The following is a 21435-nucleotide window of genomic DNA, read 5'->3' as shown; positions in this document are numbered from 1 at the left end:
ACGGTGCGACACCGCGCACGACCCCGAGCTGACCCGACCGTCAGCCCTTCAACGCCCCGGACGACAGCCCGGCGACGTAGAACCGTTGCAACCCGACGTACAGCGCGATGCACGGGATCATCGCCACCACCGACCCGGCGACGAGGTTGCCGTACGACACCTGCCCGTACGCCCCGGTCTGCAGGTTGAGCAGCGCGACCGGCAGCGTGTACAGCGAGTCCTTCGTCAGGAACGTCAGCGCTCCGAGGAACTCCGTCCACGACGCCAGGAACGCGTACAGTGCCGCGGTCGCCGCCCCGGGCAGCAGGAGCGGGCGGAGCACCGACACGACGACCCGGAAGCGCGAGGCCCCGTCGACGAAGGCCGAGTCCTCGAGCTCGGTGGGGATCGACTCGAACGCGTTCCGCATCACGAACACCCCGAACGGCAGGTTCACCGTCGTGTAGAACAGCACGAGCCCGAGCAGCGAGTTCGTCAGCCCCATCGCGTTCATCTCGAGGTACAGCGGCGTGAGGATGGCCTGGAACGGCACCATCATCGTCAGCAGCACCAGGCCGAACACGACGCCGGATCCCCGGAACCGGAAGCGGGCGAAGCCGTAGCCGGCCATCGTCGCGATGACCGCGGTCAGCACCGCCGTGGCGATCGACACGATGAGCGAGTTCACGACGCCGGTGAGCAGGTGCGACGACGAGGCGAACACGGCGGCGAAGTTCTGCCACCCGAGCTGGAAGAACGTCGCCGGGTCCGGGGCCTGCGTGATGACGGCCTCGGACTGGAACGCCCGCAGGATCGACCAGATGAGCGGGACACCGAACACGAGCGCGGAACCGATGCCGGCGATCGCGTACAGGGTGCGCTTCACGGTGGTGTCGCGCGGGTGCTGGACGCTGCCCTGCTGGTGGCGCCGACGTCGGCCGTCGCCCGTGGTGGTCAGGGTCCTGGTGGACAGGTCCGGCGCCGAGAGGGCCGCACGGGAGGTCGTGGTGCTCATGGCGTCAGTCCTTCTCTCGCAGTGCCCAGAACTGGAACACCGTCACGGCGGCGATCACCACGACGAGGGCGATCGACTGGGCGGTCGCGGCCCCGAGCTGCAGGTTCACGAACCCGCGGTTGTAGATCGCGTTCACGATGGTGGTGGTCTCGGTGCCCGGCCCGCCCTGGGTCAGGATGTAGAACTGGTTGAAGGCCAGCAGCGACCCGATCACCGAGATGATGACGCTCAGCGCGACGGTGGAGCGGATCATCGGGAACGTGATGAGGCGTTCGGTCTGCCACCAGGACGCCCCTTCGAGCTGCGCGGACTCGTAGACCTCGTCGGGGACGCCCTGCATCGCCGACATGAGCAGCACCATCGTCAAGCCCGACACCGCCCAGACCACGAGCACGCAGATGAGCACCGTCGCCAGCGTGCCGTTCACGAGCCACGCGGTGCTGCCGTCGGTGATCCCGAGCCAGCGGAGCACCATGTTGACGGCGCCGGAGTTCGGTTGCGCCTCGAGCACGAGCATGAACGAGAGCGTCGTCAGCCCGACCACGTACGGCAGGAAGAACACCGTCCGCAGGATCGTGCTGCCGCGGCGGCGGGCCCGGACGAGCACGGCCAAGAAGTACCCGAGCGCCAGGATCGGCAGGGTCACGATCGCCGTGTACAGCAGCGTGTAGCCGATCGCGTGCACGAACGTCGGGTCCTGGAACAGCGTCAGGTAGTTCTGCAGCCCGATGAACCGGTACGGGCCGATCAGGGGCCAGTTCGTGAACGAGATGTAGAGCGCGAACACGAGCGGGACGAGCACGAAGACGGCGACGAACAGGATCGCCGGGGCGACGAGGACGGCGCCGGTGCGCGGCGGGTGGGTGAGCGAGTTGCGGGTCCGGGCGGAGCCGCCGCGCCCCGGGCCGCGGCCCACGGTGGGACGGCCCGGGCCGGTCCGGCCGGCGGGACGCCGGGTGGAGATGGTCGACATGCGTGCACCTCTCTGTGCATCAACAAGAGCGAGACGAGCCAGAGCCCGAGACGAGCGAGACGAGCGAGCAGGCAGGCTCAGGCCTGCACCTGGTCGAGGATCCGCTGGTAGTCGGACTGCGCCGTCCGCATGGCGGCAGCGCTCCCCGACCCGAACACGGCCTCGCGGAACATCGCGAAGTACGGCGACGACGGCTGGTTGTTGAGCAGGTTGTACGCCAGCGTCTGCGGTGCGTAGCCCTTCTCGATGGCGTCGAGCGGACCGTACGCCAGCGGGAACCGCTTGCGGTACTCCGGGGTGGCGGCGTCGGACCGCGTCGGGAAGTACCCGCCGTCCGGCAGTGCCTGCTGCTGTTGGAGCGCGTTCGCGTACTGCATGAACGCCCACCCACCGGACGGGTTCGCCGCCCCGTTCGGGATGCACATGTTGTCGCCGCCGTCGAAGAACGACCGCTGGCCGTCCCACGACGGGATGAGCACCGTCTGCATCTTCGCCCGCATCGCCTTGGTGGCCGCGGGCACGGTCGCCCCGTACGAGGTCGGGAAGATCCCCACCTTGCCGGCCCGGAAGTCGGCACCCCACGTGGTACCGGCGTCGGAGTACGTCGCCTTCGACAGCACGCCGTCCTTCCACAGTTGCCGGTAGAACTCGAGCATGCGTTCGAGGGCCTCGTTGCCGGTGATGTTCGGCCGCTGGGAGCCGACCTCGCCGGTCATCATGTCGACGCCGGTCGCCCAGACGTGCGGCTGCGTGACGAAGCCGATGATGCCGGCGGCGTTGCCGGAGATCGACCAGCCGTACACGTCGTCGTCGAGCTTCCGGATGGCCTTCGCCGCGTCGAGCAGCGTCGACAGGTCCCTCGTCGACTCCTCGACGTCGAGCCCGGCACGCTCGAACAGCTCGGTGTTGACGAACAGCTGCGAGTTGTCCGCCAGGTACGGCAGCCCGTAGTACCGGTCGCGGTACTCGAGCAGGCGCAGGTGCCCCGGCGAGATCGCATCGAAGTAGTCCAGGCTCTTGACGACGTCGGTCAGGTCGGCGAACGCCTCGCGGAAGATGAACAGCTGCGAGTTGATGTCGTCGATGTCCACGACGTCCGGCGGCTCACCGCCGCGGATCGCGGTCGCCAGCTTGGTCACGTACTGCGCGTCCGGCACCGGGGTCAGCTGGACCTGCAGCTCCGGGTTCGCCTTGTTGAACCCGGCGACGGCCGATGTCAGGCCGGCCTGGGTCGCCGACCGGCACCACACCTGCACCGTGCCGGTCGCGTTCTTCCCGAAGCTCGCGGGCTTCGCGACGACCTTCGGCAGGGTGCCGGAGCACCCGGCCAGGGCGAGGGCCGCCCCGCCGGCGACGCCGCCGACGAGGAACGCACGGCGGTCCACGCCGGTCACCGCGCCAGCGGGAGCCAGACGCGCATCGGCGCGGCTCCCCGGTTCGCCCACGCGTAGTACGGGACCGCGGTGGCGGTGACGTCGTGGACGTCGCGACCGGCCTGGAGGCCCGTGGTGGCGCCCTGCAGACCGGCCACGTCGTCGACGTTGGTCGCGTCGCGGGCTGTGGTCGCGCCTCCCGGCCCGTCCAGACGCTGGTACGGCCAGGCCGGCTGCACGTGCTCGGCCGGGGCGTGCCCCGGGATCCGCAGCGTGACGACGCCGTCGAGCAGGTCGTCGCGGTGTTCCTCGGTGATCGGCGCGTCGGCGTCGACCGTCAGGTCGTCGACCGTGAAGCCCTGCTGGTCCGCCTGCTCGACCGCGTACACGAGCGGGCCGCGCTCGATCGCGACCTGCCCGCGGGCGGCGTCGATGCGGGCGTCGGCGACGTACCGGTGCGGCGTCGTGTCGAAGACGAGGTCGACGGTGTCGCCCGCCGACCACTCGCGGTCGACGACGTGCAGCGTGCCCGCCGTGGGGTTCGCGGACCCGTCCGGACCCGTGACGGTCGTGGTGTCCGACCAGGCCGGGATCCGCAGGCCCAGGGCGAGCGGGCCGTCCTCGGTGACCGTGACGCGGACGCGGCCGTCGTGCGGGGAGTCGGTGTCGACGCGCACCGGACCGAGGTCCGCGGTGGCGTACTGGTGGATCTGCAACCCGCCGTCCGTCGCGGTCGCCAGGTAGCCGTCGAGGCTCGCGAAGGTCCGCATGATGTTCGGCGGGCAGCAGGCGCAGTCGAACCAGCCGCGACGCCCGTGGGCGGGGGAGCGGTTCTCGTCCTGGTGGGCGTGGTCGCGCTGCTGCAGCGGGTTCACGTAGAAGTACTCGGTGCCGGCCAGGCTCACCCCGGCGAGGAACGCGTTGTAGAGCAGGCGCTCGATCGCGTCCGCGTACACGGGCTTGCCGGTCGCGAGCAGCAGGCGCCAGGCCCACTGCACCCCGCCGATCGCCGCGCAGGTCTCGGCGTAGCCGCGGTCGGTCGGCAGCTCGTACGGGTCGCCGAACGCCTCCCAGTCCCAGCGAGCCCCGAGGCCGCCGGTGATGAACGCCTTCGTCGCCATCATGTCCGCGAACTGCGTCTCGCTCGCGGTGAGGAGCTCGGTGTCCCCGGTCTCGATCGCGACGTCCACGGCACCCGCGGCCAGGTACACGGCGCGGACCGCGTGGCCCTCCACCGTCGTGGCTTCGCGGCTCGGCACCCGGTCGGAGAAGTACGTCGGCTCGCCGCCGGCGCGCTCGATGATCCCGTGGCCCCGGGCATCGACGAACCAGTGCGCCAGGTCGAGGTAGGCGCGGTCGCCGGTCTCGCGGTACAGCTCGACCAGGCCCATCTCGACGACGGGGTGGCCGTCGACGTCGCGGGTCTTCGGCGTGCCGTCCGGGGCGGTACCGTCGCCGAACGTGCGGACCAGGTGGTCGGCGTTCTTGATCGCGACCTCGAGGAGCCCGGTGTCGCCCGTCGCACGGTGCTGGGCCACGGCCGCCTGGTACAGGTGCCCGGCGCAGTACATCTCGTGGCTCCACTTGAGGTCCGTGTACCGCTCGCCCTTGCCGCGGACCTGCTGCACGGAGTCCAGGTAGCCGTCCTCGGCCTGGGCTCGGGCGTACAGCGCGGTGACCTCGCGCTGCAGGTCGAGCAGGTCCTCGGCGGGGGCGCGGCCGTACTCCCACGCCACGGCCTCGAGCCACTTCGTCACGTCGGAGTCCATGAAGATCGGGCCGACGGCCTCGCCCTCCTCGAGCCCCGCGGCGATGCGCAGGTTCCGGAAGTTGCCGGCCGTCTCGAGCTGCTGGTAGCCGCTCCGCACGGCGTCACGGCCGTTGCGCTCCTGTCGGAGCGCCCAGAAGCCGCCCGTGATCCGGGCGTCGCCGGTCGGCAGCGGCCGGAGCGTGAGGTGCGCGTCGGCGGTCGGGAGGACCGGGGTCGCGGTGTGCGCGCCGCGATCGGTCGCGAGCGTGGTGGTCATGTCGCCTCCTTGCGATGTGACTCGGGCCGTCCGGGTCGTCATCGATCCGGAAAACGGTTTCTGCGGTGGACGCTACGACACGGGGCGCACGCCGCGCAAGAGCATTCCGGTGCTTTTGTGTAAGGTCATCGGCACGTCCTGGTCATCGGAAAGGTGGTTGCCGTGACGCTCGAACGCACCGGACAGCCGATCCGGATCACCGACGTGGCGGCGCTCGCCGGGGTGTCGATCGGCACCGCGTCGAAGGCGCTGAACGGCACCGGACAGCTGCGGGACGCCACCCGGCTGCGGGTGAAGGAAGCCGCCGAGAAGCTCGGGTTCGTCGGCGACGCCCGTGCCCGTGCGCTGTCCTCGGGGCGGACCTACACCGTCGGCATGATCACCACCGACTCGTTCGGCCGATTCTCGATCCCGGTGCTGCTCGGTGCCGAGGACGCCCTGTCCGCCGGGCGGATGGCCGTCCTGCTGTGCGACACCCGCGACGACCACGTGCGCGAGGCCCACTACCTGCGCTCCCTGGCGGCCCGCGGTGTCGACGGCATCATCGTGACCGGCCGCTCCGCCGACGCCCGGCCCCCGATCGACGCGTCCATCCCCGTCGTCTACGCCTTCTCGCCCTCGACCGACGACAGCGACGTGTCGGTCACGCTCGACGACGCCGCCGGTTCGGCACGCGTCGCCTCGCACGTGCACTCGCTCGGGAGGCAGCGGGTCGCGATCGTGACGGGGCCGGCGCGGCACCGGTCGGCAGCGCGTCGCGTCGCCGGTGCCACGTCGGTGCTCGGGTCGCACCTGGTCACCGAGCCGCTGTACGGCGAGTGGTCGGAGCGCTGGGGGCGGCAGGCCGTGGACGTGCTGGCCCGGCAGTCGCCCGACGTCGACGCGATCGTCTGTGGCAGCGACCAGATCGCCCGGGGCGTGTGCGACCGGCTGCGGGAGCTCGGACGCTCGGTGCCGGGAGACGTCGCGGTCACGGGCTTCGACGACTGGGACGTGATGGCGCTCGCCTCGAGGCCGCCGCTGACCACGGTCGACCTGCGGCTCGAGGAGCTCGGACGCGTCGCGGGGCAGGCGCTCCTCGCCCTGATCGACGGCGGGACCGCGGCGTCGGCGGCCGTGACGCCGTCGCTCGTCATCCGCGAGAGCACGGTCGGGGCCTAGGTCGGTCACGACACCCCGTCCGCCGTGGTCGAGTGGTCACGAACCGTCGCTCTGCGCGCCTCCAGCCGACCGTTCGTGACCGCGCGGTGGGGAGGCAACGGGGTGTCGTGACCGTCCCGGGCGCCGCCGTTCGGGGTGTCGCGGGTCCGGCGGGTCGGCGCTCGCGGGTGCGGGGTGGCAGGTGGTCGGGACTCGCGCGGGTGTGGGGCGGCGAGGGGTCAGGACTCGCGCGGGTGTGGGGCGGCGAGTGGTGGCATGTCGTCTTCGCCCTCGTGCGTCGCGCGGTCACGACCCGTCGTGCGTGGGACGTCGAGTGGTCAGGAATGGTCGGCTGCAGGTGCGCCGGACGACGGTTCGTGACCGGTCGGCGGAACTGAGCGGGGAGTTTCGACCGGCGGGGAAGCGGGCGGACGAGTGGGACGGGCAGGACGGGCGGCGCGCCGCCGCGTTGCGTGTGTGAGCGCTCACGTGCCAGGATGTGAGCGCTCACTGAGGACGACGAGGTTCTGGAGGAACGCATGGGCGACGACCGCCGACAGCGGATCGTGGACGGCCGCACCACGCTCGGGATCGAGCTCGGCTCCACCCGCATCAAGGCCTGTCTGGTGGACGAAGACCTCGTCCCCATCGCAGCCGGGTCCCACGAGTGGGAGAACGAGTACGTCGACGGGCGCTGGACCTACTCACTCGATGCCGTCGAGACCGGACTCCGTGCCGCGTACGCCGCCCTGGTCGCCGACGTCGAGTCGCATTACCGCGTGACCCCGACGACCTTCCGCGCGGTGGGCGTGAGCGCGATGATGCACGGCTACCTGGCGTTCGACGCCGCGGGCGAGCTGCTCGTGCCGTTCCGCACCTGGCGCAACACCTCCACGGGTCCCGCAGCCGAACGGCTCAGCGACGCCCTCGGGTTCAACATCCCGCTGCGCTGGTCGATCGCGCACCTGTACCAGGCGGTCCTCGACGACGAGCCGCACGTGGCCGAGATCGCCGGTGTGACGACCCTGGCCGGCTACGTCCACCGTCGTCTGACCGGCCGGAACGCGCTGGGTGTCGGTGACGCCAGCGGCATGTTCCCCATCGAGGGCGGCCCCGTCGACAGCGGCCCCGGTGACCCCGGTGCCAAGGACTTCGACCCCGCCATGCTCGCCACCGCGGAGGACCTGATCGGCCTGCCGGACCTGCGGTCCCTGCTGCCCGAGGTCCTGGTGGCCGGCGCCGAAGCGGGCGAGTTGACCCCCGAGGGAGCGGCCTGGCTCGACCCGACCGGCACGCTCGAACCCGGTGCGCCGCTCTGCCCGCCCGAGGGGGACGCCGGCACCGGCATGGTCGCGACGAACGCGGTCGCTCCGCGCACCGGCAACGTCAGTGTCGGCACGAGCATCTTCGCGATGGTCGTGCTCGAGCAGCCGCTGACCACGGCGCACGAGGAACTCGACGTCGTCACCACCCCGGCCGGGGACGCCGTGGCGATGGTGCACTGCAACAACGGCGCGAGCGAGATCGCGAGCTGGGCCCGGGTGTTCGGGCGCTTCGCCGAGGCCTCGAGCGAGCGGACCGGCGCGACGCCGATCGGCATCGACGACGTCTACGCCACGCTGCTCGCCGAGGCCGTCGCCGACGACACCGACCCGGACGCCGGCGGCCTGCTCTCCTTCAACTACCTGGCGGGCGAACCGGTCACCCACGTCGAGGACGGCCGGCCCCTGCTGCTCCGCACCCCCGGCGCACGCTTCACGCTCGGCAACCTGGTGCGCTCCGAGGTGCACGGCGCCTTCGCGACCCTGGCCATCGGCATGGACGTCCTGCACGGCGAACAGGTGCAGGTGGACCGGATGACGGCGCACGGCGGGCTCTTCCGGACGCCCGGCAGCCCGCAGCGGCTCCTCGCGGCGGCGTTGCGGGTGCCGATCGCGCTCGAGGAGACCGCGGGCGAGGGCGGCGCCTGGGGGATCGCGGTGTTGGCCGCCTACCTCGAGCACACCGACCAGCAGCTCGCCGACTACCTGTCGGACACCGTGTTCGGCGGGGACGCCGTGCACGTGGCCGAACCCGAGCCGGCGGACGTCGCCGGGTTCCAGACGTACCTGGAGCGCTACCGGGCCGCACTGCCCGTGCAGGACGTCGCCGCGGCGGCGACCCGCCCCAGCGCGACCACAGGACCGACCGAAGCGACCGACGGCGCCGACCCGCGCCTCCAGACAGAGGAAGTGACCCGATGACGGACGCGATCGACGAGACCACACGCCAGGCGGTGGCGACGACGCGGGAGCGCGTCGCGCGCCTGCACGGCGAACTCGTCCGCTACGGCCTCGTGATCTGGACCGGCGGCAACGTCTCCGAGCGCGTGCCCGGTACGGACCTGTTCGTCATCAAGCCGAGCGGGGTGTCGAGCGACGACCTGACGCCGGAGAACCAGGTCGTCTGCACGCTCGACGGCGTGCCGGCCGAGGGCTGGGGCAACGCGCACGGTCCCTCCAGCGACACCGCCGCGCACGCCTACGTGTACCGGAACATGCCCGAGGTCGGCGGTGTCGTGCACACCCACTCGACGTACGCCACCGCCTGGGCCGCCCGCGCCGAGGCGATCCCGTGCGTGATCACGGCGATGGCGGACGAGTTCGGCGGACCGATCCCGGTCGGCCCCTTCGCGATCATCGGCGACGACTCGATCGGCCACGGCATCGTCGACACCCTGAGCGGTCACCGCAGCCGTGCGGTCCTGATGCAGAACCACGGCGTCTTCACGATCGGCAAGGACGCGGAGGACGCCGTCAAGGCCGCCGTGATGTGCGAGGACGTGGCACGGACCGTCCACATCGCGAAGCAGGGCGGCGCGGTCGTCCCGATCCCCGAAGCAGACATCGATCGACTCTTCGATCGCTACCAGAACGTCTACGGACAGAACCCCGAAGGAGCCATGCGATGACGCAGGACACCACCGTCGACCCCCAGGCCACGCTCGACAGCTACGAGGTCTGGTTCCTCACGGGCTCCCAGGGGCTCTACGGCGAGGAGACCCTGCGCCAGGTCGAGGAGCAGAGCAAGGCCGTCCACGCGGAGCTCGCCGGGCACCTGCCGGTGCAGCTCGTCTGGAAGCCCGTCCTCAAGGACGCCGACGGCATCCGCCGGGCGCTCATCGAGGCGAGCGCCGACGACAAGGTCATCGGTGTCACCACGTGGATGCACACGTTCAGCCCGGCCAAGATGTGGATCGGCGGCCTGCAGGCCCTGACCAAGCCGCTGCTGCACCTGCACACGCAGGCGAACGTCACGCTGCCCTGGGCGGACATCGACTTCGACTTCATGAACCTCAACCAGGCCGCGCACGGCGACCGTGAGTTCGGCTACGCCCTGGCCCGCCTGGGCGTCCGGCACGCCACGGCCGTCGGCCACGTCTCGGACCCGCGCGTCCAGCAGCGCGTCGCGAACTGGACCCGTGCCGCCGCAGGTGCCGCGGCCGTCCGCGAGCTGAAGCTCACCCGCTTCGGCGACAACATGCGCTACGTCGCCGTCACCGAGGGCGACAAGACCGAGGCCGAGATCGAGCTCGGCGTGCAGGTCAACACGTGGGCGGTCAACGAGCTCGCAGCAGCGGTGGACGCCGCAGCAGCGGACACGGCAGCGGTCGACGCGCTCGTGGCGACGTACGAGCGCGACTACGACGTGGACCCGTCACTCCGCAGCGACGGTGGCGAGCGTCACGCCGCGCTCCGCGACGGCGCCGCCATCGAGATCGGCCTCCGCACGCTGCTCGCGCAGAACGGCAGCGCCGCCTTCACCACGAACTTCGAGGACCTCGGCTCGCTCAAGCAGCTGCCGGGCCTGGCCGTGCAGCGCCTGATGGCCGACGGCTACGGCTTCGGCGCCGAGGGCGACTGGAAGACCTCGGTCCTGGTCCGCGCGATGAACGTCGCCGGCGCCGGCCTGCCCGGTGGTGCGAGCCTGATGGAGGACTACACCTACGACCTCACCCCGGGCGCCGAGAAGATCCTCGGGGCGCACATGCTCGAGGTCTCGCCGACGCTCACCACCACGAAGCCGACGCTCGAGATCCACCCGCTCGGCATCGGCGGCAAGGACGACCCGGTCCGCCTGGTCTTCACCGCCGACTCCGGCGAGGCCGTCGTCGTCGCGCTCTCCGACACCCGCGACGGGTTCCGCCTCACCGCGAACGTCGTCGACGTCGTGCCCCCGACCGAGGCCCTGCCGAAGCTTCCCGTCGGCCGTGCGGTCTGGGAGCCCCGGCCGTCGTTCCCCGTCGCCGCCGAGGCCTGGCTCACCGCCGGCGCCGCGCACCACACCGTCATGACGACGGCGGTCGGCCTGCAGGTCGTCGAGGACTTCGCGACGATGGTCGGCACGGAGTTCCTGGTGATCGACGAGCACACCACCGCACGCGGGTTCCGCGACGAGCTGCGTCTCCAGCAGACGTGGCACCGTCTCGACCGCGGCTTCTAGGGGAGTCAGGACCCACGATGGACGACGTGATCGCGGCCGAGCGCACGCGCACGAACTGGGCGGGCAACGTCACCTACCGCGCCTCGGCGCTGGCCCGCCCGACGTCGGTGGACGAGCTCCAGCAGCTCGTCGCCTCGACGCCGCGCCTGACGGCGCTCGGCTCGCGACACTCGTTCAACACCATCGCCGACACGGATGCCGTCCAGGTCTCGCTGTCGGACCTGCCGCCCGTGCTCGACATCGACACGGCCCGGCGGGTGGTCCGTGTGGCCGCGGGCATGACGCACAGTCAGGTCGCGGCCGGCCTGGAGGCCCGTGGCTGGGCCCTCGGGAACCTCGCGTCCCTGCCGCACATCTCCACGGCCGGTGCCGTCGCCACGGGGACGCACGGCTCCGGTGTGCGGAACCCGTCGCTCGCGCAGGCGGTGGTCGGCCTCGACGTGGTGCGCGCCTCCGGCGCGCTCGACCACGTCGACGCTGCGTCGCCGGACGGGCTGCTCGACGCCCACCGCGTGGGGATCGGCGCGCTCGGCGTCGTCACCGCGGTGGAGCTCGCGATCGAGCCGACGTTCCAGGTCGCCACGACGGTGCACCTCGACCTGCCGTGGGAGGCCGTGGCCGCGCAGTTCGACCCGGTGATGTCCGACGCGTACTCGGTGTCGATGTTCACGTCGTTCGACGACCGGGGCGCCCGGCAGGTCTGGGTCAAGCACCGCGTCGACGAGGCCGCACCGACGGTCGACCTCGTGGCCCTCGGAGCCCGTGCAGCCTCGGGTCCGGTGCACCCGGGTGAGAACGACCCTGCCGGGGTCACCGAGCAGGGCGGCGTGCCAGGGCCGTGGGCCGAGCGGCTGCCGCACTTCCGGTCCTCGTTCACCCCCTCGACCGGGGCCGAGATCCAGGCCGAGTACCTGATCCCCGCGGCCTCGGCCGTGGCGGCACTCGAGGCGCTCCGACCGCTGGCGTCGCTGTTCGCGCCGATCCTCATCGCCGCCGAGGTCCGCACCATCGCGGCCGACACCGCCTGGCTCGCGCCGTCATCCGGCCGACAGTCGGTCGGTCTGCACTTCACGTTCCGCCGGGACGCCGCCGCCGTTGCGGCGGCGGTCACCCGGATCGAGGACGTCCTCGAGCCCTTCGACCCGCGGCCGCACTGGGGCAAGGTCTCGGCTGCCGGCGCCGAGCGGCTGCACGAGGCGTACCCGCGGCTGTCCGACTTCGCCGCACTCGCCCGTGACCTCGACCCCACGGGGCGGTTCCGCAACGCGTTCCTCGCGCGCATCCTGTCCTGACGCGATTGACAGGTGTCCCGCACCACCGGCTGTGGTGCGGGACACCCGGGTCCTCAGTCCTTGCGGGACAGGTCGATCAGGAGCCTGACCACGGTCACGAGCAAGCTCGCGATCCCCAGCCAGGGCACCCGACGCCTGGACCGATCATCGGCGTCGTTCGACATCGCTGACCTCCTGGTGTCGTCGCCGGCTGACACGAGGAGCTTCGGCCGAGGGATGCGTCGCCGAGCGGGCTCGGTTACCATCGGTTCCGAGCGTTGGAATCGGGATGGTTGATGCATCCCTTGGCTTTCCACTCGGAAGGCGAATCGAGGCCCGGAACTGTTGTCGCAGTCCCGGGCCTCACGCTTTCGCCCAGGTCGCGCTCCGGCGGTGACGCGACCGGAGCCAGCCTACGTGCACGTGTCCGCTGATATGCAGATCGACTCTCACAGGGGATCCCCATCGGATGCCCCGGCGAACCCCCGCTTCGGTACCGGTCGTCCACATGTGAGGACGCAAAGGTCGGGGCATGGCGAACCTCAACCGCATCATCGGCATGGCCTCGAAGGTCATCGACAAGCAGCTCCAGAAGCGTGGGCAGGGGGGAACCGCGCCCGGCGCCGGATCGCAGCAGGGCGGGACGGACTGGCGTGGCATCGTGCGGAGCGCCGCGGACAAGCTGACCGGTGACGACCGGGGCCAGCAGCAGCCGCCGCAGCAGTACGGCCAGCCGCAGCAGTACGGCCAGCCACAGCAGTACGGCCAGCCACAGCAGTACGGCCAGCCGCAGCAGTACGGCCAGCCGCAGCAGTACGGCCAGCAGCAGCACGCAGGCACGCCGCAGCACGGGGCCGACGCCGACAAGGTCGCCCTGGCGAAGTACGACTACCTGCTCCGCACCTCGTCGCCGGAGCAGCTCGAACAGGTCCACCACGACGCCTTCGCGCGGCTCACCCCCGGGCAGCGCCAGCAGGTCCGCGACCGCCTGAACTCCGAGCTCCCGCCCCACGAGCACCTGCGCGACGACTCGGCGGGCGGCATGGCCCGTGCGATGACCCGCGGGGAGATGTCGCGTCCGGGTCTGGTCCGACGGGTCCTCGGGGGTTCCGGCCGCTCGGGCAACGCCAACGGCAACGGTCGCGGCCGCGCCGGGGCCTTCGCCGGCGGTGCAGCGGTCGGCGCTGGCGCGATGGCGTTCGGTGGCCTCGCCGCCGCGGTGGCCGGGGGAGCGGTGCTGAGCGCCGCCGCCGGTCCGGTGCTGGCAGGGGCTGCCGACCTCGGCGTGGACTTCGAGGGCATCGCCTCGGGCATGGGTGACCTCGGGCTCGGTGACCTCAGCGGTGGCGTCGAGGGACTCGCCGGTCAGGGTGAGCAGCTCCTCGGTGGCTTCGGTGAGCAGGCCGCGGGCTTCGGTGAGCAGGCGTCCGGTCTCGGCGAGCAGGCGTCGAACCTCGGCAACGACTTCCTCGGTGGGCTCTTCGACCGCTGACACACGACGGTGCGAACGCATCGGGAATAGCGGGACGGCGTCCGGCGCTTGCAATGTTTCGTCGTGCGTCGTCCGACGCACGCGAGATTCGGACGGGCCACCGTCGCGGTGTCAGGATGGATGCCGCCCGGCGGGTGGACCGTTCCGCCGTCGCAGCGACCGCCACCGCGATCGCGCCCCCTTCCCCGAGGAGCAGCCCCGTCATGAGACGCCCCAACCGCCTGACGATCACCGCGGCCGTCGCCGCAGCAGCAGCCCTGGTCCTGACCGGCTGCTCGGGTGGGGGCTCGTCCGACGACGGTGCGGACGCCACGGCCAAGGGCGGCACGCTCAACATCCTGACGCCGCAGACCTCGTTCCACCTCGACCCGGCGACCAGCCAGAGCCTCGGCATCACGTCGATGGGGCTCGTCGCGCGTCGACTCACCACCTGGGACGTCGAGCCGGGCAAGACGGCGAAGGTCGTGCCCGACCTGGCGACCAACACCGGCGTCTCGAGCGACGACGGCAAGACCTGGACCTACACGCTGAAGGACGGCGTCGAGTTCCAGGACGGCACGCCGATCACCACGAAGGACATCAAGTGGGGCATCGAGCGCTCGTTCGCGCCGACGCTGAGCGGTGGCCTGAGCTACCACAAGTCGCTCCTGGTCGGTGGTGACTCCTACAAGGGCCCGTTCGACGGCAAGTCGCTCGACAGCATCGAGACCCCGAACGACAAGACCATCGTCTTCAAGCTCAACGCCGCGTACGGCGACTGGCCGTGGCTCGCGTCGATGCCGGCGTTCACCCCGGTGCCCGAGGGCGACGGCAAGGACACCGGCGCCTACGACCTGAAGCCGGTCGCGTCCGGCCCGTACCAGGTGCAGTCGAACACGCAGGGCTCGCAGGTCACGCTGGTCCGCAACAAGAACTGGAGTGCGAAGACCGACGAGGTCCGCACGGCCGGCCCGTCGAAGATCGTGTTCAAGGAGAGCCAGGACCAGTCCACGGCCACGCAGACCCTGATCGCGGACAACGGCGACGCCAAGAACTCCTTCGGGGCGATCTACCTCGGTGCCGCGGAGCTGAACCAGGTGCGCAGCAACCCGGCCGCCCAGGACCGCCTCGCCACCTCGAAGGCCGGCCCGATCAGCTACATGGCGATCAACACGCAGCGCGGTGCGCTCAAGGACCTCAAGGTCCGACAGGCCCTGCAGTACGCCGTCGACCGCAAGTCGTTCCGGATCGCCGCAGGCGGCGCGATCGCCGGGTCGTACGCCTCGACCCTGATCACCCCGGGCATCGCGGGGCGCCAGGACTACGACCTGTACAAGACGAAGGCCACCGGCGACGTCGACAAGGCGAAGCAGCTGCTCAAGGAGGCCGGTGTCTCGGGCCTGAAGCTGACCCTCGTCACGCAGAACGACCCGACGTACCTCGCCCAGGCGCAGGCGCTGCAGTCCGGACTGAAGCGTGCCGGCATCACGGTGACGCTCAAGCCGCTCGACTACGACTCCTTCACGCAGGCGACCACCAACGGCACCGACTTCGACCTGTCGCTGTCGAGCTGGCAGCCGGACTTCCCGAGCGCGAACGCCAACCTCCAGCCGCTCTACGCCTCGTCGCAGATCGGTGGCGGCGGCTACAACGTCTCGAAGTACAGCAACCCCGAGGTCGATGCCCTCATCGCGAAGGCGAGCTCGACGGTCGACCAGGACGCCGCGCAGAAGCTCTGGGCACAGGCCGACCAGAAGATCATGGCCGACGCCCCGGTCGTACCGCTGATCTACGCGAAGCAGTCGTTCCTCGCCGGGTCGAACGTGCAGAACTTCCAGATCGCGGACTTCCCCGCGTACCCGAACTACCTCAAGGTCTCGCTCAAGCAGTGACCGATCCGATCCTGCAGGTCGAGGGGCTCCGCGTCGCGTTCGGCGACGCGGAGCCCGTCGTCCGTGACGTCTCCTTCGACCTGACGCCCGGCCGGGTCCTCGCCCTGGTGGGGGAGTCCGGCTCGGGCAAGTCCGTCAGCGCCATGAGCGTGCTCGGGCTCCTGCCGACGCAGGCCACGGTGTCCGGCAGCGCCCGGTTCCGCGGCGAAGAGCTCATCGGTGCCGCCACCGAGACCGTCCGCGCCGTCCGTGGTGCGGGCATCGGCGTGGTGTTCCAGGAGCCGATGAACTCGTTCACACCGGTCCTGTCGATCGGCACCCAGATCGCCGAGGCCGTCCGGGTACACCCGTCGGGACTCGACCGCGCCGGGGTCCGGGCACGCGTCGACGAACTGCTCCGTGACGCCGGGCTCGCCGACCCCGAGCGCATCCGGAAGGCCTACCCGCACGAACTGTCCGGCGGCCAGCTCCAGCGCGCGATGATCGCGATGGCCCTGGCCGGCGATCCGGTCGCACTCTTCGCCGACGAGCCCACGACCGCCCTCGACGTCACCGTGCAGGCCGGCATCCTCGACCTGCTCCGGCGGCTCGGCCGCGAGCGTTCCCTGGCCGTGTTGCTCATCACCCACGACATGGGCGTGGTGGCGGACGTCGCGGACGACCTGCTGGTGCTGCGTCGCGGCGACCCGGTCGAGCACGGGACCGTCGCCGAGGTCTTCGCACACCCGACCGCCGACTACACGCGCGAGCTCCTCGCGGCCGTCCCCAGCCTGGAGGCGCGTGGAAGCTCCGCCGAGCCGCTCGCGTCGACCGAGACTCGGCCTGCCGGACCGGACGCGGCTCCGGCAAGCCGCAATCTGTCCGCAGACGCGAGCACCGCGTCGGCCCCGGCCGACGTCGACGACGCGAGTCGCGCCTCTCCCCACCGGCACGGCCGGCCCGCCGCTGGCGCGTCGGACCAGAACCGGCGGCGTGGGCCCAGTCCGCTCGTGGCGCGCCTGCGCGACGTCGCCGTGCGGTACTCGCGCCGAGGCGGACCCACCGTGTCCGGTATCGACCTCGACCTGCACGCCGGTGAGACCGTCGGCCTGGTGGGCGAATCCGGTTCCGGCAAGTCGACGATCGGGCGCGCGCTCGCGGGCCTGGTGCCCGTCGTCGCCGGCTCGGTCGAGGTGGACGGCAGCGACCTGCGCACTGCTCGCGGACGCCGGCTGCGCGAACTGCGCAGCCGGGTCGGCATCGTGTTCCAGGACCCGGCGTCGTCGCTCAACCCGCGGCAGACCATCGGCTGGAGCATCGCGGAACCGCTGCTCGTGCACGGCACCGACTCCGCAGCCGAACGCGCCGAGCGTGTCCGCGAACTGCTGATCGCCGTGCAGCTCGACCCGACGTGGGCCGAGCGGTTCCCGCACCAGCTGTCCGGCGGCCAGCGGCAGCGAGTCGCCGTCGCGCGTGCGCTCGCGCTGCGGCCGGCACTCGTCATCGCCGACGAACCGACCTCGGCACTCGACGTGACGGTGCAGGCCGCCGTGCTCGACCTGCTCGCCGGCCTGCAGCAGGAGTTCGGTTTCGGCATGCTGCTCATCAGCCACGACCTCGCCGTCGTCCGCCAGCTCGCCGACCAGGTGATCGTGCTGCGCGACGGCCGGATCGTCGAACGGGGGAGTACCGACGCGGTGCTCGACGACCCGCAACAGGACTACACGCGCATGCTCCTCGCCGCAGCGCCCGTCGCCGATCCCGTGCGACAGGCCGCCCGCCGCGAGGCGTGGCGCGCGTGGGAAGGAGTGGCCTCGTGACGGCCAACGTGGTCGACCGACCGGTCGCACCGTCCGGCCGTACGACCGGCTTCCGGGCCGTCGTGCGGCGGGTGCGGCAGGACCGCTGGGCGGTGGCCTCGGCCGTCGTCATCGCGGTGTTCCTGGTGGTCGCCGTGGCGGCCCCGCTCATCGCGAAGGCGTCCGGGCAGGACCCGTACTCGTACGACATCGACGCGCTCAACTCGTTCGGTGCTCCGCGCGGTCCGGGCGGCGGCATCAGCGGCGAGCACTGGTTCGGCGTCGAGCCCCTGACCGGGCGCGACCTGTTCTCGATCGTCACGTACGGCGCGCGGACCTCGCTCGGCATCGGACTCGCCGCCACCCTGGTGTCGATCGTCATCGGCGTGCTCGTCGGCGTCACGACCGGGTTCTTCGGCGGCTGGTACGACCGGGTGCTCTCGCGGGTCGTCGACGTGATCTTCGGGTTCCCGTCGCTCGTGTTCATGATCGCCCTCACCGCGATCGTGCCGTCGTCGTTCCCGAAGCCCGTGCTCGTCGTGCTCGTCATCGGGTTCTTCGGCTGGCCGGCCGTGGCCCGTGTCGTGCGAGGACAGACGCTGTCGCTCGTCAGCCGGAACTACGTCGTGGCCTCCACCGCGATGGGTGCCGGCCGGTGGCACGTCATCCGCACGCAGCTGCTGCCGAACCTCGCCGCGACCATCACCGTCTACGCGACGATCTCGATCCCGTCGATGATCGGTGCCGAGGCCGCGCTCTCGTTCCTCGCCGTCGGGGTCAACCCGCCGACGCCGTCGTGGGGTCGCAGCATCGGTGACGCCATCGGCTGGGTGCAGACCGACCCCATGTACCTCGTGTTCCCCGGAGCCGCACTGTTCCTCATCACCCTCGCCTTCAACGTGCTCGGCGACGCCCTGCGCGACGCCCTCGACCCGCGAGGGGGCACCGCGTGAACGCCGCGACCCTGCGCTTCCTCGCGATCCGCCTGCTCGGTGCGGCGGTCGTGCTGCTCGTCGTCGCGGCCATCACGTACGCGCTCTTCATGCTGCTGCCGACCAACCCGGCGCGGGCGATCTGCGACAAGCCCTGCACCCCGGACCGACTGCGCGAGGTGCAGGCGTTCCTGGGCACCGACAAGCCCTGGCTCGCACAGTTCGGCGCCTACCTGGCCGGCATCTTCACCGGCCGGACCTTCGGCAGCGGCAACAGCGTCATCGAGTGCGCGGCGCCGTGCTTCGGGTACTCGTTCCAGCTGCACGAGAGCGTCACCGAGCTCATCCTCGCGCGCCTGCCCGTCACCGCCTCGATCGCCGTCGGAGCCGCTGTGCTGTGGCTCGTGGCCGGGGTGTTCGGGGGCACCGTCTCGGCGCTGCGTCGCGGCACCTTCGTCGACCGGGCCGTGATGACGGTCGCGGTCGCGGGTGTCTCGTCGCCGGCGTACCTGGTCGGACTGCTCGGCATCCTGCTGTTCGGGTTCGTGCTCGGGATCCTGCCGACGAGCGGCTACGTGGCCTTCGGTGACGACCCGGTCGGCTGGTTCACCCACCTGATCCTGCCGTGGTGCGTGCTCGCCTTCATCAGCGCTGCGATCTACGCCCGGCTGACCCGCGGCGAGATGCTCGAGTCGATGTCGCAGGACTTCGTCCGGACCGCTCGGGCCAAGGGACTGCGGGAACGCCAGGTCGTCGTGCGGCACGGACTCCGGACGGCGATCCTGCCCGTGGTGACGCTGTTCGGGCTCGACCTCGGGTCGCTGCTCGGCGGTGCAGTCATCACCGAGAAGGTGTTCTCGATGCAGGGTCTCGGCGCGCTGCTGATCGACGCGGTGCACACGCTCGACCTGCAGGTGGTCGTCGGCTTCACGCTGTTCTCGGCGCTGCTGATCGTGACCGCGAACGTGATCGTCGACATCGTCTACGCGTTCGTCGACCCGCGGGTGCGGCGCCGGGCGTAGGGCGCGGTCGGCCCGCGCACCGTGCGGGGCGCGCTGGTCCGTGCGAGGTCCGGTCCGACGCGGGCCCGTCGCACGGTGCGGGGCGCGCTGGTCCGTGCGAGGTTGCCCGCTCCGTGCTGCACTACGACGCCGCACCGAGCGGGTAGCCCGTCACGGTCCGACGAACCCTGCACCGTGCGTCTGCGCCGGGCCCGGCTCGCCCCGCCCTGCGCCGGCTGCCCGCCCCGTCCTGCCCCGGCTCTCCGCCTGCCCGGCTGCCTCAGGCCGGGCGCCCCACGAACCGGTAGACCGAGCCGTCGTCGGTGCGCGTCAGCACGCCGAGGTCCACCGCATCCCGGCGCACGATGGACACGTCGGCCGCCAGCATGCCGATCGCGGCGTTCAGCACGGCCTCCGGCACGGCGCGGTCACACCCGAGGCGCTCGAACACGAGCTCCACGATCCGGACGGACAGCGCATGTCGTTCGACGTCCTTCACCGGCATCCGCTCGATCCGGTCGAACTCGAGCACCGCTGCCGGCGACTGCAACCGCTGGAGTTCCCGTGCCGTCCGACCGAGCACCGCGGCGTCGGGGCCGTCGTCGGTGACCCAGTCGAACGAGCCGACCGCCGCCCGGGTGCGGTCGTCGGCGGGGGCTCCGGCGAACACCGCCGCACGGAGGGCCGGGGACGCCAGGACGGAGACGACCTGACGCGCCCGGCCGACCACCCGGGCGACGTCCATCAGAAGTACGTGATGCCGTGCGGCGTCCGCGGCGGCAACAGCATCGCGCGGAGCAGCTCCACCGACGCCGGGTCCGCAGCGCGGACCAGGCCGGCGGCCGCCAGGGTGACGGGGGAGACCGAGCCGATCAGCACCGCACCGAGCTCCGCGACGTCGAGCTGGACGTCAGACCCGGCCACGTCGACGTCGTCGGCGACGCGCGTGACGGTGCCACGGGCCTCCTGGACGTCCAGCCGGTACGTGCCGGTCGTGTGGCCGAGCGCATCGGTGACCGCGAGTGTCAGCGAGCCGTCGGCGGCGAACGGCCTCGACTCGAGCACCGCCGCCACGTCGAGCACGCGCAGCCAGACGTGGTCCTCCTCGTGGTCGACGTCGTACGCACGGTTGTCGCCGAGCGCCGCGACGATCGGGTCGTCGAGGCGGGACCGGTTGTACTTCACGACGTCGTTGAGGTCGACCGACAGCAGGAACTCCCACAGGGCGGTGTAGGCCCGGTCGTGTGCGTAGACCAGGTCGACGATCTCGAGCGCGGTGTCGGAACCGCTGGTCTCCTTGACGCGCCAGGTGACGTAGCCGTCGATGTCGTCCGAACCGTCGGGCCGGTGCACGGCAGCGCGGACGTCCTTCGCCTTCTGGCCGTCGGGGCCACGCAGGCCGAAGACGACGTCCCAGGTGCCGGTGTTGCGGACCATGGAGCCGGGGGTGCGGGCGTGGAAGCGGTCGAAGACGGCTTTGCCCGGGCCGTCGGCGAGCCACTGCGGCGTCACGACCGACACCGTGCCGGAGGTCGGCGCCAGCAGGGGGAGCGCGCGTTCGCGGCGGACGTGGATCGCGCGCTCGCGGATGGCGCTGCCGAAGCCGAAGCGGCGGTAGATGGTGCCCTCGGACGCGGTCAGCGACGCCACGGCGTAGCCCTCGGCGACGCCCCGCTCGAGCGCGTGCGTCATCATCCGGCGCAGGATGCCGCGGCGGCGTTCGGTCGGACGGACGGTGACCGCGGAGATCGCCTGGGTGTCGACGGAGGACCCGTCTCCCCAGCTCAGCGCCTTGCGGAACCAGGTGAAGGTGCCGGCCGGCCAGGTCTCGTCGACAGACCCCGGGAACGGCTTCCGCACGTAGACGCCGAGGAAGGTCTCTTCGTCGGCGATGAAGTGCGACGCCATGCGGGCTGCGCCCTCGGCGTCGGGGTCGGCTTCGTGGAAGCCCATCCCGACGGCCTGCATCCACGGTGCCGTCTCGGCGTTCGGTGCCCCCTTGTCGTCCGTCCCGGGCGCGAACTCGCGCAGCTCGTAGCGGTCGTCGAATGCATCGTTGCTCACGTTCCGACACTATCGGGACCGGGTGACGTCGCGACAG

General features: G+C 71.5%; 16 protein-coding genes. 10 read left to right on the top strand and 6 right to left on the bottom strand.

What is annotated here, in order from left to right:
* Nucleotides 1-40: 40 nt before the first annotated feature.
* The 4 genes from BOSE127_RS01045 to BOSE127_RS01030 all read right to left on the bottom strand — a co-directional run bounded on the left by BOSE127_RS01045 (nt 41) and on the right by BOSE127_RS01030 (nt 5367).
* Nucleotides 41-994, bottom strand: coding sequence for a carbohydrate ABC transporter permease (locus BOSE127_RS01045; protein ID WP_017888391.1), 954 nt, complete (start codon nt 992-994; stop codon nt 41-43).
* A gap of 4 nt (nt 995-998) precedes the next feature.
* A complete protein-coding gene (locus tag BOSE127_RS01040; protein ID WP_159556005.1) occupies nt 999-1967 on the bottom strand; it encodes a carbohydrate ABC transporter permease in 969 nt (322 codons plus the stop codon).
* A gap of 77 nt (nt 1968-2044) precedes the next feature.
* Nucleotides 2045-3361, bottom strand: a complete 1317-nt coding sequence (locus tag BOSE127_RS01035; RefSeq protein WP_236559471.1) for an ABC transporter substrate-binding protein — start codon at nt 3359-3361, stop codon at nt 2045-2047.
* A complete protein-coding gene (locus tag BOSE127_RS01030; protein WP_159556003.1) occupies nt 3358-5367 on the bottom strand; it encodes a glycoside hydrolase family 127 protein in 2010 nt (669 codons plus the stop codon). Before BOSE127_RS01030 ends, BOSE127_RS01035 begins: the two co-directional genes overlap by 4 nt.
* 162 nt (nt 5368-5529) lie before the next feature.
* Here BOSE127_RS01030 and BOSE127_RS01025 point away from each other — a divergent pair, with 162 nt between their 5' ends.
* The 10 genes from BOSE127_RS01025 to BOSE127_RS00980 all read left to right on the top strand — a co-directional run bounded on the left by BOSE127_RS01025 (nt 5530) and on the right by BOSE127_RS00980 (nt 19355).
* Complete coding sequence (locus BOSE127_RS01025) at nt 5530-6528, top strand: LacI family DNA-binding transcriptional regulator (RefSeq protein WP_159556002.1); 999 nt, start codon at nt 5530-5532, stop codon at nt 6526-6528.
* Between the two features lie 518 nt (nt 6529-7046).
* On the top strand, nt 7047-8750 hold the full coding sequence (locus BOSE127_RS01020) for a xylulokinase (protein WP_159556001.1): 1704 nt from the start codon (nt 7047-7049) through the stop codon (nt 8748-8750).
* Complete coding sequence (locus tag BOSE127_RS01015) at nt 8747-9457, top strand: L-ribulose-5-phosphate 4-epimerase (protein WP_042540341.1); 711 nt, start codon at nt 8747-8749, stop codon at nt 9455-9457. Before BOSE127_RS01020 ends, BOSE127_RS01015 begins: the two co-directional genes overlap by 4 nt.
* Nucleotides 9454-10989 carry an L-arabinose isomerase gene (gene araA, locus BOSE127_RS01010; protein WP_017888398.1) on the top strand — a complete coding sequence of 512 codons (1536 nt, stop codon included), beginning with the start codon at nt 9454-9456 and terminating at the stop codon, nt 10987-10989. Before BOSE127_RS01015 ends, araA begins: the two co-directional genes overlap by 4 nt.
* A 17-nt stretch (nt 10990-11006) precedes the next feature.
* Complete coding sequence (locus BOSE127_RS01005; RefSeq protein ID WP_056070354.1) at nt 11007-12281, top strand: D-arabinono-1,4-lactone oxidase; 1275 nt, start codon at nt 11007-11009, stop codon at nt 12279-12281.
* Between the two features lie 511 nt (nt 12282-12792).
* Nucleotides 12793-13752 carry a cation-transporting ATPase gene (locus BOSE127_RS01000; RefSeq protein WP_236559470.1) on the top strand — a complete coding sequence of 320 codons (960 nt, stop codon included), beginning with the start codon at nt 12793-12795 and terminating at the stop codon, nt 13750-13752.
* Between the two features lie 203 nt (nt 13753-13955).
* The gene (locus tag BOSE127_RS00995; RefSeq protein ID WP_236559469.1) at nt 13956-15623 is read left to right on the top strand and encodes an ABC transporter substrate-binding protein; all 1668 of its coding nucleotides are present in this window, start codon (nt 13956-13958) and stop codon (nt 15621-15623) included.
* Nucleotides 15620-17422 (top strand): dipeptide ABC transporter ATP-binding protein, encoded by a 1803-nt coding sequence (locus BOSE127_RS00990; RefSeq protein WP_159555999.1) that lies wholly within the window; start codon nt 15620-15622, stop codon nt 17420-17422. Before BOSE127_RS00995 ends, BOSE127_RS00990 begins: the two co-directional genes overlap by 4 nt.
* Entirely contained in the window at nt 17419-18354 is a 936-nt protein-coding gene (locus BOSE127_RS00985) for an ABC transporter permease (protein ID WP_017888404.1), read from the top strand. The genes BOSE127_RS00990 and BOSE127_RS00985 overlap by 4 nt, the downstream gene beginning before the upstream one ends.
* Nucleotides 18351-19355, top strand: a complete 1005-nt coding sequence (locus BOSE127_RS00980; protein ID WP_017888405.1) for an ABC transporter permease — start codon at nt 18351-18353, stop codon at nt 19353-19355. Before BOSE127_RS00985 ends, BOSE127_RS00980 begins: the two co-directional genes overlap by 4 nt.
* A 259-nt stretch (nt 19356-19614) precedes the next feature.
* Here BOSE127_RS00980 and BOSE127_RS00975 read toward each other — a convergent pair whose 3' ends face one another.
* On the bottom strand, nt 19615-20079 hold the full coding sequence (locus BOSE127_RS00975; protein ID WP_159555998.1) for a DUF2087 domain-containing protein: 465 nt from the start codon (nt 20077-20079) through the stop codon (nt 19615-19617).
* Complete coding sequence (locus BOSE127_RS00970) at nt 20079-21398, bottom strand: GNAT family N-acetyltransferase (protein ID WP_159555997.1); 1320 nt, start codon at nt 21396-21398, stop codon at nt 20079-20081. The genes BOSE127_RS00975 and BOSE127_RS00970 overlap by 1 nt, the downstream gene beginning before the upstream one ends.
* Nucleotides 21399-21435: the final 37 nt, after the last annotated feature.

Origin of the sequence: Curtobacterium sp. 8I-2, assembly GCF_902506155.1 — a bacterium.
In the GTDB taxonomy this organism is placed as follows: Bacteria; Actinomycetota; Actinomycetes; order Actinomycetales; family Microbacteriaceae; genus Curtobacterium; species Curtobacterium poinsettiae.
The sequence above is the reverse complement of the archived record's forward strand: the minus strand, read 5'-3'. Positions and strand labels throughout refer to the sequence as shown.

Coding starts and splice junctions, on each gene's coding strand:
- BOSE127_RS01045 (WP_017888391.1), bottom strand. CDS start 994: ATGAGCACCACGACCTCCCGTGCGGCCCTCTCGGCGCCGGACCTGTCC.
- BOSE127_RS01040 (WP_159556005.1), bottom strand. CDS start 1,967: ATGTCGACCATCTCCACCCGGCGTCCCGCCGGCCGGACCGGCCCGGGC.
- BOSE127_RS01030 (WP_159556003.1), bottom strand. CDS start 5,367: ATGACCACCACGCTCGCGACCGATCGCGGCGCGCACACCGCGACCCCG.
- BOSE127_RS01020 (WP_159556001.1), top strand. CDS start 7,047: ATGGGCGACGACCGCCGACAGCGGATCGTGGACGGCCGCACCACGCTC.
- BOSE127_RS01015 (WP_042540341.1), top strand. CDS start 8,747: ATGACGGACGCGATCGACGAGACCACACGCCAGGCGGTGGCGACGACG.
- araA (WP_017888398.1), top strand. CDS start 9,454: ATGACGCAGGACACCACCGTCGACCCCCAGGCCACGCTCGACAGCTAC.
- BOSE127_RS01005 (WP_056070354.1), top strand. CDS start 11,007: ATGGACGACGTGATCGCGGCCGAGCGCACGCGCACGAACTGGGCGGGC.
- BOSE127_RS01000 (WP_236559470.1), top strand. CDS start 12,793: ATGGCGAACCTCAACCGCATCATCGGCATGGCCTCGAAGGTCATCGAC.
- BOSE127_RS00995 (WP_236559469.1), top strand. CDS start 13,956: ATGAGACGCCCCAACCGCCTGACGATCACCGCGGCCGTCGCCGCAGCA.
- BOSE127_RS00975 (WP_159555998.1), bottom strand. CDS start 20,079: ATGGACGTCGCCCGGGTGGTCGGCCGGGCGCGTCAGGTCGTCTCCGTC.